12 protein-coding genes are annotated in these 15,077 nt (G+C 39.0%); 3 read left to right on the top strand and 9 right to left on the bottom strand.

The features are described 5' to 3' along the window. Positions 1-720 precede the first annotated feature (720 nt). Complete coding sequence (locus K6G87_RS05100) at positions 721-2,445, top strand: methyl-accepting chemotaxis protein (RefSeq protein ID WP_296834671.1); 1,725 nt, start codon at positions 721-723, stop codon at positions 2,443-2,445. Between the two features lie 49 nt (positions 2,446-2,494). On the opposite strand, the gene K6G87_RS05095 is transcribed toward K6G87_RS05100, so the two are convergent. The 6 genes from K6G87_RS05095 to trmB form a co-directional block, all read right to left on the bottom strand. Further along, a complete protein-coding gene (locus K6G87_RS05095) occupies positions 2,495-3,655 on the bottom strand; it encodes a glycoside hydrolase family 88 protein (protein ID WP_296834669.1) in 1,161 nt (386 codons plus the stop codon). 257 nt (positions 3,656-3,912) lie between these two features. Continuing rightward, positions 3,913-4,443: an anaerobic ribonucleoside-triphosphate reductase activating protein gene (gene nrdG, locus K6G87_RS05090; RefSeq protein ID WP_296834667.1), complete on the bottom strand. Its 531-nt coding sequence runs from the start codon at positions 4,441-4,443 to the stop codon at positions 3,913-3,915. Positions 4,444-4,595: 152 nt separating this feature from the next. Beyond that, positions 4,596-6,821, bottom strand: a complete 2,226-nt coding sequence (nrdD, locus tag K6G87_RS05085) for an anaerobic ribonucleoside-triphosphate reductase (RefSeq protein WP_296834666.1) — start codon at positions 6,819-6,821, stop codon at positions 4,596-4,598. Between the two features lie 302 nt (positions 6,822-7,123). After that, on the bottom strand, positions 7,124-7,945 hold the full coding sequence (gene murI / locus K6G87_RS05080) for a glutamate racemase (RefSeq protein WP_296834664.1): 822 nt from the start codon (positions 7,943-7,945) through the stop codon (positions 7,124-7,126). Positions 7,946-8,267: 322 nt separating this feature from the next. After that, positions 8,268-9,332 (bottom strand): SH3 domain-containing protein, encoded by a 1,065-nt coding sequence (locus tag K6G87_RS05075; RefSeq protein ID WP_296834662.1) that lies wholly within the window; start codon positions 9,330-9,332, stop codon positions 8,268-8,270. 18 nt (positions 9,333-9,350) lie between these two features. Continuing rightward, positions 9,351-9,989: a tRNA (guanosine(46)-N7)-methyltransferase TrmB gene (gene trmB, locus K6G87_RS05070; RefSeq protein ID WP_296834660.1), complete on the bottom strand. Its 639-nt coding sequence runs from the start codon at positions 9,987-9,989 to the stop codon at positions 9,351-9,353. A 169-nt stretch (positions 9,990-10,158) separates the two neighbouring features. Here trmB and K6G87_RS05065 point away from each other — a divergent pair, with 169 nt between their 5' ends. Then, a complete protein-coding gene (locus tag K6G87_RS05065; RefSeq protein ID WP_296834658.1) occupies positions 10,159-11,643 on the top strand; it encodes a D-alanyl-D-alanine carboxypeptidase family protein in 1,485 nt (494 codons plus the stop codon). A gap of 13 nt (positions 11,644-11,656) precedes the next feature. Here K6G87_RS05065 and K6G87_RS05060 read toward each other — a convergent pair whose 3' ends face one another. Then, a complete protein-coding gene (locus K6G87_RS05060; RefSeq protein ID WP_296834656.1) occupies positions 11,657-12,625 on the bottom strand; it encodes a 3'-5' exonuclease in 969 nt (322 codons plus the stop codon). 302 nt (positions 12,626-12,927) lie between these two features. Between K6G87_RS05060 and K6G87_RS05055 the strand changes: the two genes are divergently transcribed. Further along, positions 12,928-13,470, top strand: a complete 543-nt coding sequence (locus K6G87_RS05055) for a glutathione peroxidase (RefSeq protein WP_296834655.1) — start codon at positions 12,928-12,930, stop codon at positions 13,468-13,470. A gap of 125 nt (positions 13,471-13,595) precedes the next feature. Here the strand turns inward: K6G87_RS05055 and K6G87_RS05050 are convergent, their stop codons facing one another. Together K6G87_RS05050 and K6G87_RS05045 are read right to left on the bottom strand one after the other, a co-directional pair. Then, on the bottom strand, positions 13,596-14,354 hold the full coding sequence (locus K6G87_RS05050) for a class I SAM-dependent methyltransferase (RefSeq protein WP_296834653.1): 759 nt from the start codon (positions 14,352-14,354) through the stop codon (positions 13,596-13,598). Between the two features lie 60 nt (positions 14,355-14,414). Then, positions 14,415-15,077 (bottom strand): acyl-CoA thioester hydrolase/BAAT C-terminal domain-containing protein (locus K6G87_RS05045; protein ID WP_296834651.1); only part of this gene is annotated, 663 nt, incomplete at its 5' end.

The raw sequence follows: 15,077 nt of genomic DNA, 5'->3' as shown, positions 1-15,077 counted from the left end.
CAATATATAGTGTTTTGATATTTTGTCGCCACAATATATCTGAAATATTCATTTCAATATTTTAAGTTTACAGTATATTGTAATGATTAAACTGAATATACAGACAATATAACTTTTTTTATAAAAGTGATTGAAAATTATATTTTTATCTGTTATATTAAAGTTACTTAATACAAACGGAACGGCATTAACAGAGAAAAAGTGGCATATGCTTCACTTGGACCTGTAAATGAAATGTCAGATTGTATTTTCTGATTCATATAAGAATGGCCTTTGCTTCATTCGGATTGGGAATCAGGTAGGACGTCAAGAGAAGGTAGTGTGACTGCTGGATTGTATGACAGAGAACCAAAGAAAATATGATCACCGTTTTCGGAGATTAAGTTTTAACAAAAGAGACGATGTTAATCGTCTCTTTTGTTATGCGCAAAAATAATCCTTATATTCTCAAACTTCCCACTTGTATTAAGAAAAATATAGATTGTATTGGGGGTTATAGGATTTTTTAATTTATTAGTGTTTAAAGGTTTTAATTATCCTCAAATCTGCCGATATTACTATTGGTTCTATTTGTTCACGCATTTAATTATTGCCAATATATCACAAGGATCATTTGGGAGCGAAGGTGACAGCATGCCATAACTTCCTGAAACAATTTACAGAATATGTATTTAATGTGCATTTGGCTATTCAGATTCAGTAGGCACTTATGGAGGTAATATGAAAGAAAAAAAGAGAAATCAAAAGCTCATTAACCGGATTATCCTGATTGCCATAGCTTCTACAACAGTTGTAGCTATTATCCTTACTATCATCGGTGTACGCCTGATTGACGCAGCATACGAAGATATGACCAGAGAAGAGCTTGCCGCAACTTCTCATATGCTCCAGGATATTTATGACTATGCATATGAAGGCGACTGGTCTTATGACTCAGATACTTCTACCCTTTATAAAGGTGAAACTGTTATATCTGAAAATTACGATGCTCTTGATCATATTCACGATAAGACCGGCATTGAGTATACCCTCTTTTATATGGATACAAGAGTCCTTTGTACTATGACAGATTCTTCGGGTAATCGTAATGTAGGTACTACCGCAGATTCAGAAGTTGTAAATATCGTCGTCAATAATGGAGAAGAATACTATGCCGAGGACATTGAAGTTGAAGGCACACATTATGATATTTACTACATACCAATGTACAACTCAGATGGAAGCTGTCAGGGAATGGTTTCTACCGCAAGACTTGTATCTGATGTAGTAGCAGCCAAGAGGCATGCTGCAACAGTAATGTTATTATTCGCACTTGGATGCATCATTATAGTTATTGTTATAGGATTCCTTATTGCCAGAAAGATCTCTGCTATCATGAACGGCATAGCAAATGAACTTGTATCACTTGCAAGTGGTAACCTTAGTGTCAAAGTCAATACCAGTGCCATAGAAAGACGTGATGAACTTGGCAATATCGCAGAGAGTGTTCATCACATTGATGAAAAGCTTGTCGATGTCATCAAGAATACCAAGCGTATGTCAAGTGATCTTAATGCATCCGGCAATTCACTTCACGATTCAGCAAGCAATGCAAGCGAAGCTTCTAATCAGGTAACAGATGCTGTAGGCGAGATCGCTAAAGGTGCTATCTCACAGGCAGAAAGCATTCAGGATGCTGCCAAGGATACAGAGAACATAGGAAGCGATATCGATATAATCACAGATAATGTTAACCAGCTCGACAGCTATGCAGAAGAAATGAAGGTATCCTGTGACAAGGCAATGGATGCTCTTGAAAAGCTTATAGATCAGAGTACAGAAGTTCATGAATCTGTAAAGGAAATTGGCAAGACTATTGAATCCACTAACGAATCTGCAAATGCAATTTCAGAATTTTCAGAAGCTATTACAGATATTGCATCCCAGACCAACCTCCTTTCTCTTAATGCTTCTATAGAAGCTGCAAGAGCAGGTGAAGCAGGAAAAGGCTTTGCAGTTGTTGCTACCGAGATTGGTCAGCTTGCAGTTCAGAGTAGCGATTCTGCAGAAAAGATCAAAAAGATTGTTGAACAGCTCCTTATTGATGCTCAGGAATCTGTTGAAGTTATGCAGACTCTTAATGAAAAATTTGGACAACAGTCTGAATATCTTGATTCTACCAAGAATGACATGCATAACATGTCTGAAAACGTAGGTAACGTATCCAGAGAGACAAGCAGCATCACAGACAGGATCAAAGAACTTAATACAGCCAAGATAAGCCTTATGGAGATAATCTCTGATCTCTCTGCTATATCTGAAGAAAATGCTGCAGCAACTCAGGAAACCAATGCATCTATGGAAGAATTAAATGCTACCTTCACAATAATCACTCAGGCTGCTGAAGACCTTAAGGTTCTTGCTACAGAAATGATGGATACAATAAGTTACTTCCACGAAGATTAATCAATATATAAAGGGCAGGCCTTTGAGCCTGCCCTTTTTATGTGTGATCTTATACCATTACTTTGGAATATTCTGATCTAACGAGTTCAGTATATGCATATATAAGAGGACCAACACCCTTAGCTTCATTCTCTACTACTGGCTCAGAGAAGTAATACTCAAGTGATCCATCTCTTCTTTGGTTTCCGCCAAGTCCTGACACAAGGCATATTCCACCAAGTCTTGGTGTTCCATCTTCATTTCTTCCAAGGTACTTTTCTACCATACCATCGAAGGCTCTAACGCCATATTCTCTGTACTTTTCATCGATATAGCCAAGTCTTGTTCCCTTAAGAATTGCATAGGATATAAGTGCAGTTCCTGAAGTCTCAAGATAGTTTCTTTCATCGTCCGGAAGATTGACAATATCATAGAATAATCCGCTCTTATCCTGATACTTAATAAGAGCTTCAACAAGATTTTCTAAAAGTTTGTGAAGATACTCCTGCTCTTCTACAAGCTCATCACCTGCTGCCTCACATACATCAACAAGTGCTGCTGTAAACCATCCAAGTGCACGGAGCCAGAAATTAGGACTACATCCAGTCTCTTTATCAGCCCAATACATCTGTTTGCTTTCATCATATCCATGGAAGTAAAGGCCTGTTACAGGATCCTTCATATACTTCTCAACAGTATGAAACTGCTTGAAGCTGTCCTTACAGCCCTCGATAGATCCATATCTTCTTTCGTATTCCATATAGAAAGGCTGTGCCATATAAAGGCCATCAAGCCATACCTGATAAGGATATATTTTCTTGTGCCAGAAATTACCTTCTTTAGTACGAGGCATTGTTTCAAGCTGCTTCATTACAGTGTCCATGGCTTTGCGATATTTCTCTTTACCTGTAAGATCATAAAGCTTAAAAAGACATGTAGCACTGTTAACATTGTCAAGATTGTACTCATCTATACTGTAAGTCTTTATAGATCCGTCTTCATTTACATACCAGCCAAGAAAATTATCCGCAAAATTAAGATACTTCTCATCGCCACTTATTTCGTAAAGATTAAGGAAGCTTGTTACCATACAGCCATCAATATAGTTCCATTTATTGGGCTTACCGCCTAATATCTTCTCAATATTCCACATGGGATGCTCTGGGTCTGACTTTTCCATAAGCATATCCACATATTCATTTAACATACTGATTGTTTTATTTCTATCCATTATAAGCTCCCTTGAGATATGTTAAAAAGTAACCTCTTACATCTTACGATATCAAAGACGTTTGAAACTGCTTTTGTAAGCGCTTACTATCATATCACATAAGGAGCTTTTCGTGTACCTTGTAAAATATACAATAATATTTAATTTGTTTTAGTGAAACCTTACACAGCGTGAACTACTCCTACTTATAGAAGTCGGAGCTTCCTGCTTAAAGTTCATTCGTGCACTAGTAAAGATACGTGCTGACATAACAGCTTTCAGTTATTGTATTCTGACAATACTATATTACCTTCCTTAAGGGTTTTCTGAACATCTATTATTCTTTGATTGCTTGAGCCTTTAAATCTTAGCATCATGTCTTTCTTTGCAAGGACGAACTCTCCATCCACAAGTATATCAAGCATTGATAAAATAGGCTCTGTATCATCGCCGTGGCATCTCTTATTGTCAGGATCTGTCAGTTCTTCCCATACATAACCTGAATATATCCATATAGTAGCTTTTGGAACCTCTTTTTTGATCCTCTCAAGGAAAGGTCTTAAAACTTCCTGGTTCTTAAGCTCCATAGGTTCACCGCCAAGCACTGTAATACCTGCAATATATGCAGGCTTAAGTGACTCAATAATGTCGTCTTCTACTGCCTTTGTGAACTTAAGTCCGTATTCAAAATCCCAGGTCATCTCGTTAAAGCAGCCCTTGCAGTGATGCGTGCAGCCTGATACAAAAAGAGAGGTTCTGCATCCTATACCATTTGCAACATCATTTTTGATTATCTGTCCGTAATTCATGTTATATCCTCATATACGTACATGAGGCCGGATATACATCCGGCCTCATGCTTCCCCATACCGCTGATTCCATACCGAGCCTGTATCTTTCAACCATCCCGGTAATTAGCGTTTTTTACTGTGAACGCCTCTTTTATTCACAGTTTTTTAGATTAAACATTAACTGTTTCAGCTATCTCTTCTGCCTCAGGTACAAGAGTTTCATTAGATACATGAAGAACTCTTTCCTTGATCTCCTGGGTCCTTCCCTGGTTCCAGTACTGAGTTCCGATGTAGCCGCAGGTACGTCTTGCAACATTCATCTTGTCCTGATTTCTGTTACCACAGTTCGGGCACTCCCATACAAGTTTTCCATCCTCGTCATTGACGATCTGGATCTCTCCCGTATAACCGCAGCACTGGCAGTAGTCTGACTTGGTATTAAGCTCTGCATACATGATGTTCTCATATATGTACTGCATAATAGAAAGAACCGCATCGATGTTGTCCATCATGTTAGGAACTTCTACATAGCTGATAGCTCCGCCTGGTGATAATGCCTGGAACTCTGACTCAAACTTAAGCTTTGAGAAGGCATCAATCTTCTCAGATACATGTACGTGGTAGCTGTTTGTAATATAGTTCTTGTCCGTAACACCTGGAATAATTCCAAATCTCTTCTGCAGACATTTTGCAAATTTATAAGTTGTTGATTCAAGAGGTGTTCCGTAAAGTGAGAATGCAATGTTAGTCTCAGCCTTCCACTTTGAACACTTATCATTAAGGAACTGCATTACCTTAAGTGCGAACTCTTTGCCCTGCTCATCTGTATGTGATACACCCTTCATGAACTTGGTACATTCATAAAGACCGGCATATCCAAGACTTATTGTTGAGTAGTTGTTAAACAAAAGCTTATCTATTGTCTCACCCTTTTTAAGTCTTGCAAGGGCACCGAACTGCCAGAGAATAGGAGCAACATCAGAAGGTGTTCCAAGAAGTCTGTTATGTCTGCACATAAGTGCTTTATAACAAAGCTCTGTTCTCTCTTCCATAAGCTTCCAGAACTTATCTTCATCCTGACCTGATGAACATGCAACATCAACAAGGTTGATAGTTACAACGCCCTGGTTGAAACGTCCATAATACTTATGGCTTCCATCCTCTGCAAGGCCTTCTGTATCAGGAGTAAGGAAAGATCTGCAACCCATGCATGGATATACATCACCGTTCTTATACTCGCGCATTTTTTTGCCAGAGATATAATCAGGTACCATACGCTTTGCTGTACACTTTGCAGCAAGCTGTGTAAGGTTCCAGTACTTGGAATCAGGAGTTACATTATCCTCATCAAGAACATATATAAGCTTAGGGAAAGCAGGTGTAATATAAACACCCTTCTCGTTCTTGACACCCTGAATACGCTGCTTGAGCATCTCTTCTATAACTGCTGCAAGATCATCTCGAAGCTGACCTTCAGGAACTTCATCAAGATACATGAATACTGTGATGAAAGGAGCCTGTCCGTTGGTAGTCATAAGAGTGATAACCTGGTACTGGATCTCCTGAACACCATCCTTGATCTCCTTGCGGACACGCATCTCAGCTATTTCATTGATCTTCTCTTCTGTAGTATCGATTCCGGCCTGCTCAAGTTCCATGCGAACCTGCTTGCGGAATTTCTGACGGCTTACATCTACAAAAGGTACAAGATGTGAAAGTGTGATAGACTGTCCACCATACTGTGAACTTGCGATCTGTGCTATAGCCTGAGTTGCGATATTACATGCTGTTGAAAAGCTCTTTGGAGGCTCTATAAGAGTCTCAGAAATAACTGTTCCATTCTGCAGCATATCATCAAGGTTAACAAGACAGCAGTTATGCATGTGCTGTGCAAAGTAGTCTGAATCATGGAAGTGGATTATTCCCTCTTCATGAGCCTTTACAACTTCAGGAGGAAGAAGGAAACGTCTTGTGATATCACGGCTTACTTCGCCTGCCATGTAATCACGCTGTACGCTGTTAACTGTAGGATTCTTGTTGGAATTCTCCTGCTTGACTTCCTCGTTATTGCACTCAATAAGTGACATGATCTTATCGTCAGTTGTATTAGACTTACGCATAAGAGCATGCTGATAACGATATGTTATGTACTTACGGGCAACATCTTTGTTGCCGGCATCCATAAGAGCATTCTCTACAAGATCCTGGATCTCCTCGACGTTAGCTGCACGTGTAAGATTATTACATTTAGCCTCAACATCCCTCTCTATGCGGATGATATCCTCATCTGAAAGACGCTTATCCTCAGTGACTGTAAGATTAGCCTTCTTAATAGCCGCAATAATCTTGCCACCATCGAATATAACCTCTTCACCACTCCTTTTAATGATTTTCATGGAGCCCCTCCTAATTCTAATTTATCAATTTACAGCACAAAAAGCCGAATCAGTCCCTAGCGCGGTCCCAAAACACCCGCCTGATCAATTCATGCTGTTATGTTCCTTTGGAAAAAAACTTTTCTTGAAAAAATTTGGAAAATATAAAGTAAAACTATCTTGAATGGATATCTAATTACTATATATTGTGTTCATAAATAAATGTTAATACAAAATGTAGGTATTTTCAAGTAGGTAAATACACTTTATTGCGTGTAATTATGCACAAAATTATGACAACCACTACCCATACATGCCCGCTTTTACAGCTCTCGAACCGCTTCCAGCCTGTTATGCATGCGAAGAACATGATTTAGTAGATTTTTTTCGGTTATCGGATTACCAGACACAAAATATTGTGTTTCTATATCATGAAGCATATTTTCCGTATCTGAAAATGTAACTACATCATTGCCTTTTTCATTGTAGGGGAGTCCGCAGACATCAGCCAGATGCCTTATAGTTCCTACATTACCATCTATAAGGAGAATATCCTTGCCAAATGCCTTTATGTATGACGGCTTAAAGTAGTTAAAATGAGTGCACCCAAGTACCAGGGCCTGATATTTGGATAAATCAAAGGATGCAAACTGTTCATGGATATACTCGTCAACTTCGCTTCCTTCAAACTGCTCATTTTCAGCAAAGGTTACAAGATGTGGCATGGCAAGAAGATCAACCCTGTGATCCTCGTCAACTCTTTCAAGAAGGTGAGACAGTTTCTTCTCCCTTATTGTCACAGGTGTAGCTATGACAAGGATTCGCTTTTTGGAGGAAGTCTCTTCAACTGCAGGCTTTACAGCCGGCTCCATTCCAAGTATAGGAAGATCAAACTCACTTCTTAAAGTCTCTACTGCTACTGCTGTTGCAGTATTGCAGGCAATAACAATAGCCTCAGCTCCCTTATCAATAAGGAATCTCGTTATATTTCTTGTATACTCTTTGATCTGCTCCGGAGTCTTGAGTCCATATGGAACATGGTCAAGATCTGCATAAAAAAGATATTCTGCCTGACCAAGTCTGTGGTAAGCTTCATGCAATACCGAAAGACCGCCAAAACCCGAATCAAAAATTCCTATCTTCATAAGGTCACACTCTTCTTAACTGATAATACCCTTGTAAATAGTTAACACTAGTAAAACATGCGTTATCATTCGCATTAAAACGGAGGCAGTAACTCTGCCTCCGTTTCTGTCCTCATTAATAATATTCTATTCCTTATTTTGTGACAATGTATAAAAGTGCTGAAATGTTATTCTGATTAATTCATTGCCTTAAGTATCGATAAAAACACTAATTTAGCCAAATTTCGTATTTATCTGGCTAACGTTTTTACGTATAAATTAATTTTCTATTGTAGTTTTGACCATTTTCCAAAAGGCACCATAAGTTGTTCCATTTTACAACTTACTTTGTTTCTGAAAGATATGATTTTGAACAATAGTAATAATTGCCCTGATAATAAACCTTGGCCCAGCCGTTCTCTTCGCCTACAAGAGTAAGCTCTGTTCCGGCTTCTACAGACATTGCCTTGTTGGAATCTGTCTTTTCAGGTGATGTTCTTAAATTAAGTCCGCTTGTTGTATATACAGTTGTTCCTGATACAGTCTCTTCAGCTGTCTGTGAATCTGAATCTGTCTCCTGTGATACAGAACTGTCAGTTGTATATGCAAACTCATCGCCTGCTTCATCCTCTTTTGCCGGATCATTGACCTTATTAAAGACAAACATTATAGCTATAACTATTATGAGAAGCGCGGTAACTCCTGCAAGAACCTTGGTGATGATGGCCATCTTGTCATTATCACCTTCCATATCCTCTTCGTATTCCTCATAATCAGCCTGGTCCTGATACATTTCATCAGAATATCCCTGCTGATATCCTGCCTGATCATTATAATAGCCATCCTGGGCAAAACCCTGGTCATCAGGTCCATTATATTCGTCATAATAGTCATCACCATATCCGTCATCATAGTTCCGGCCTTGCTGATCACTATATCCTGATCCTTGGTACTGGCCATTTGCCTGATCACCATATCCTGATCCTTGGTACTGACCATTTAGCTGATTGCTGTATCCAGATCCCTGATACTGACTATTCTGTCCATTGGGCTGATCATTATAGCTATTCCTGTAGGCATAACCCGGATCTTCCTGATACGGGCCCTGGTTACTCGCTCTCCTTGCTCTGTACTGCACACCTTGACTATTACTATATTCCTGTCTTACTTCATTGGCTGTTCTTGACTTAAGTAATGCTTCCTGATGCGCTTTAATATACTCCTGCTTCTCTTCAGAAGTAAGGAAATTCATAGGATCCTCAATCTGAATGTCATCAGGATTCATTTCATCAGGCCTTACATAAGGAGTTCTGTGCTGCACAGTTTTAGGTGATGAAAGATTACTTGAATCATCACTTACTGTTTCATCTTTTTTGTAGTCACCGATGTTATAAATCTTATCTGCCATATGTCCTCTCCCAAAAACTCATCTGCTAACAATATACTTGCAGATAGGGTTCCCCATAGATGAAAACTTCTCTTCATATTCTGTCATGACGTTCCCCTCATTCATAACAGGATCATTATGAAGATCATGTGTTACCTTGTCCAAATGCCATCCGGCAGGCTCTACTTCTTCAAGTGCGAATGCAAAAAGATCTGTATTATCAGTCTTGAATTCAACCACTCCGTCTTTTTTCAGGATCTCATCATATCTGTGAAGAAATTCTCTTGAAGGAAGACGTCTCTTGGCATGTCTGTCCTTAGGCCATGGATCTGAAAAGTTAAGATATATCCTGTCGATTTCGCCCTTACCAAAAACCTCTGTAAGAACCTCTGCTTCCATTCTGATAAAACGGATATTGGGAAGCTGAAGCTCTTCCTGTTTCTGAAGGCCTCTTAACATAACACTTGAATACTTCTCAATTCCAATATAGTTAACATTTGGATTTTCCTGTGCAAGTGTCATTATAAAACGGCCTTTGCCCATTCCAACTTCAATACGGATAGGGTTGTCGTTGCCGAAAACCTCGTTCCACTTTCCCTTATTTTTCTCAGGTTCTTTAATGGACCATTCGTTTTCAGCTATTTTTTCACGCGCACCGGGTATGTTTCTAAGTCGCATAATTATTACATTTCCTTACTACTAATAACTTTCTATACTTTCAAACTCACCAACTATTATGTATAATTTTACTAGTATATGTCAAACTTATTTAGTGTACAAATTATTGCCTATTCGTGAACATTGCGATTTTAGGCACAATATAGCATAACGAAAGGTCAGATAGATAATGTTTTCTGATTTTTATTATTATAAGAAAAAAGAAATTAATAAACCGATAGTACTTCGTATAGGTACCTTCATTGCAGCCTTGCTCATAGCATTTACTTCATCTTTTATTCCTTCATACGCAGCAACCGATTATACTGCAGAAATGGAGCAAAGAAAGACACTTGAGATTCAGTCCAACAACACTGACAACTGGCCCGAAGGACCTGCTATAGGCGCTGAAGCTGCAATTTTACTTGAAGTTAATACAGGTACCATCCTATATGCCAAAAATATTGATGAAGAGCTCTATCCTGCAAGCACGACTAAAATTCTTACCTGTCTTCTGGCTGCAGAAAATGCTGACATGAATGATACAGTAACCTTCTCTTACGAAGCAGTTCATTCTGTTCCAAGCGATGGTTCTAATATAGGAATAGATGCCGGTGAGTCTATGACACTTGAACAGTGCCTCTACGGAATAATGGTCGGATCTGCCAACGAATGCGCCAATGCTGTAGCAGAGCATGTTGCAGGATCACTTGATGACTTTGCGGATCTTATGAACCAAAGAGCCAGTGAACTTGGCTGCACACATTCACATTTTGTAAATGCCAACGGCCTCTTTGACGAAGACCACTATACAAGCGCCCATGACCTTGCGCTTATAGCTGCTGCCTTCTTTTCAAATGAACTCTTATCAAGTATCGGCAATACAGCAAGATACCACTTTACAGCAACTGATACACAGCCGGATGATTTCTATATAACCAATAAGCATAAACTTATCAATGGTGAAATCTCATATGATGGAATTCTTGGAGGTAAAACAGGTTACACCGGAGAAGCCAGAGAGACTCTCGTAACCTGCGCATCCAGAAACGGAATGAAGCTTGTATGTGTTGTATTAAAAGAAGAATCACCTTATCAGTTTACAGATACGACAACACTCTTTGATTACGGCTTTAATAACTTCCAGATAGTAAATGTGTCCGAAAATGATAACTATTACATTCCTGAAGACACAAGCTTTTTTTCCTCAGAAAATGATATATTCGGATACTCAGGAAATGTTATCGAATGGAACGATGATGACAGTATCATACTTCCTATAACCGCTTCAATTAATGATTGCACCTCGGTTGTAGATACTGATGTTTCAGGGCAGCCATCAGGCACCATTGCTGTTGTAAACTATTCATATAACGGTGTAAGCGTTGGTTCGGCAAGGGTTATGACAAGCAGTTATCAGACGTCCTTCTCTTTTTCGAACACGTCCTCGGATGACGAGCCTTCAATAAAGCAGTCCATCTATGTTAACGTAAAGCTTATTATTATCATTGTTTCTAGCATAGCAGGAAGCGCCATCATAATAATGAACCTGTCTGCTTTTATCAGATCACTTCACTACGCTGGCAATGATCCTAAGGAAAGAAGAAGATACAAAAGAAGACAGAAGATGCTAAAGCAGCACAAACTTACTTATAAAAAGCCAAAGAAGAGATAATACAAAATGGTGGTCACTTTGTATTATCAGCCTCTCTATTCTTTTTAACGCGTCTTGAATGTGCCTTGGCTCTTAGCTGCTTCTGCCTTATATCCTGAACACCGTCTGCATCAACAAATTTGCTGGTCTTAACAGCATAGTAGCCGCCATCTTCAGCTTTTTTGACCCTGACTTTGGATTTCATAAAGCCGTGCTTTGGACACTGAGAAAGGGCATAATAGTGCTTTCCATTTGGTGTAAACCATCTTATCTTGCGGCGAAGATTCTTGTGGCACAGATAGCACCTTGTACTTATGACTTCCGGATCCTTAAGAAGCTCTTCCTTGTCTGCAAACTCTCTCGAAATATATTTGGCATAATTATCAAATACAATATGTATCTCCTGACGCTTATCCTTGGGAGTAACATAATTATCAAAAGAAACGTAACGAAGGAACTTATCAGGTATAGTCTGGAATATACTTGCTGTATACTTGGCATCTGATAAAGCTCTGTGGAAAGCCTGATCCTTATCAAGCTCCAAAAAATCTATTCCATATTCCAAGGACCTGCGGGATTTACCATCTTCATATGCAAGCGAAAAAAGCTTCTGCACATCCATGAACTCAATCGGTCCGTCAGAAAGCGGGTCCAGATCATAATAATCCATATTGCGCTGAAGTTCAGGTAGGTCGAGCGTTCCCCAACTGCAAAATATCGGATCTTCTCCGCACCATTCGAGAAAGTCAGCGATCACAGTAGTAAATGGATCTGCATCCTTTAGATCATCCATAGTAAGATGTATTATCTTACCTGTAATCTGATGCATAGTCTCATAAACCTGGGGATGTATAAGCCTTGAAAAAGTACCGGTCTCTACACGGTCTTCATTAAGCCTGACTGCACCTATTTCAACTATTTCAAAAGGAAGCTCTTTAAGTTCCTGCTCCCTTACAGTCTGACCCTGATTCCACTCAAGGTCAAAAACAATATAATTAGACATAGACTATTTCCTCATAATTTAGCATTTACATTATACAGTGAACATATACTATCTGACAAACAAAACGTTACTCTTTTTAGGTTTTAGACAATCAGCTCTTGAATCAGGTTGTAAAATAGCACCAATTCTCAGTCAGACTTTATCCAAAATACTATTTAAATTAAGTGTGAAAAAATATTGACATTTTAAATTGCACACAATATAATTGCATTATGGTAATGGATGATAAAGCAAAATAAACCGATAAATATTTTGCCATTAATTTATTTCGCGCGCTTATGGCCGCAGATAGGAGAACTAAAATGGGATTCTATGATTACAGTGTACCAAACACAAAGGGTGAAGAAATATCAATGAAGGATTTTGAAGGTAAGGTTGTAATGGTTGTTAATACAGCAACCGGATGCGGCTTTACACCTCAGTACGAAGATATCGAAAATATCTATGAGGAATTTCATGATCAGGGATTTGAGATCGTCGATGTTCCTTGCAACCAGTTTGCAGGCCAGACCCCAGGTTCTGATGAAGATATCCATGAATTCTGCACACTTAAGTACAACACTCAGTTCCCTCAGATGAAAAAGTCTGACGTAAACGGTGATAATCAGCTTCCTTTATTTGAATATCTTAAGAGTCAGAAGGGCTTCGAAGGATTTGGCAAGGGTGCTAAGGCACTTGCTATGAGCGCTATGCTTAAGACAATCGATAAGGACTATAAGAACAACCCTAACATCAAGTGGAACTTCACAAAGTTCATTGTTGATCGCAAGGGTGAAGTTGTAGCAAGATTCGAGCCAACAGCTTCTATGGCTGACGTTAAGAAATGCGTTGCATCTCTAATTTAATATTTGTTTTGCTTTAAAAAGCTTCGGATAATATCCGAAGCTTTTTTAGTTAAACCCTGATTATTATTTTGTTTTAGTAAGTAAAAACTCTGATTTAAAACTTCCTTTATGCTAACAGCCCCAGACTACCTACCAACTTTCTTAATGGCACGCATAGCTAAAAATGTAGGTATGCTAAGTTCATGAAGACGCCCTTCTCCGTTGGTATCTTCATACAGATCAAGAAGAGTAAATCCTGCTTCAAGCTGCCCACCAATCTGTTCTTCAAGAGAATGCGAAAACTGCATTCCGCAATCAGCTTCTTCTAACTGTTTTCTTTGCTCTTCATTAGTCAGTGGGTCAAAAGGAAGGCTGTTCACAATCTCTTTTTCCTCATCATCGACTATGTAGTTAATGTAGTGATCAACTCCAGAAAGTAGTATTCCTCCTGCCTTTAAGACTCTGAAGCACTCTTTCCAAATTGGTTTTACCTCTTTTACATAACAATTAGATACAGGATGGAAAATCAGATCGAACTCCCCATCCTCAAAAGGCAATCTCTTGGTCATATCGCCTCTGATAATCCGAATGTTATAGCCTTCGCGCTGCGCCACAATTCTTTCACTTTCTATCTGCTTCTCTGAATAGTCCAATACTGTGCATTCAGCACCCAACGCTGCAAAAATAGGCATCTGCTGACCTCCGCCGCTTGCAAGTCCAAGTATTTTCTTGCCCTTTAGATTTCCAAACCAATCGTGTGGCACAAATTTAGTTGGTGTAAGCTTAACGTCCCATTTTCCATTTGTCGCATTTACATATTCTTCATGGCTAAGCGGTATTCCCCATTCCCAGCCTTCTTCAATCCATCTATCGATGGTTTCTGCATTTATATCCTGATAATTCATATATACCTCTTTCTACCTGATATTTATTTATAAGTTTTACTGTAATTTTTCAATTCCAATTTAAAGCATGATCCAATCAATAATTTCCTTCTCTGATTCCTCAAAGTATCTTAAATTGTCTTTTCGATGCTTTCCGAAGGTCTTGTACATTAATCCTATAATAGGTATCATCCGGTAAAGTTTTTTCTCACGATCCCTGTTGGGCATAAGACCATTCAAATGACTGCCATGAGGATATACGATAACCTTAACATCTTTTTCGTATCCGGTTTTTTTAAGATTCTTTTCTATCTCACGAACAGAATACTCTGCCGGCCATGCTTCATCTTCATGCCCTGCAATGAGCAAAACTCTTGAGCCTGTTTTTTCCACATGCAACATTGCTTTTTCTGTTTCTTCTGCATCTTCATATGCATTATGATAGGCTATCCACATTCCCATAACCTTATATTCTGCGCCTGGATGCTTATAATACTTCGTTGCATTGATCTTACTGAAATCAGCGCTTACAAAAGGGATATCCTCGTTTTTAAAAGTGACGACACTTCTTCCCGTCATGGTCTTTTTATCTTTCGCTGTCCCTTCAAACGGAACATGTGTGGGTGAGACGATTATAAGGTTTTCCATACCTCCTATATACTGCGCAACAAGCACGGCAAATATAGAACCCATAGACTGTCCGTATACGCTAATATGCTCTATGCCTTTCTTCTCCCGCAGATA

The organism is Butyrivibrio sp., from assembly GCF_024699075.1.
This window is presented reverse-complemented; position numbering and strand designations above follow the sequence as displayed.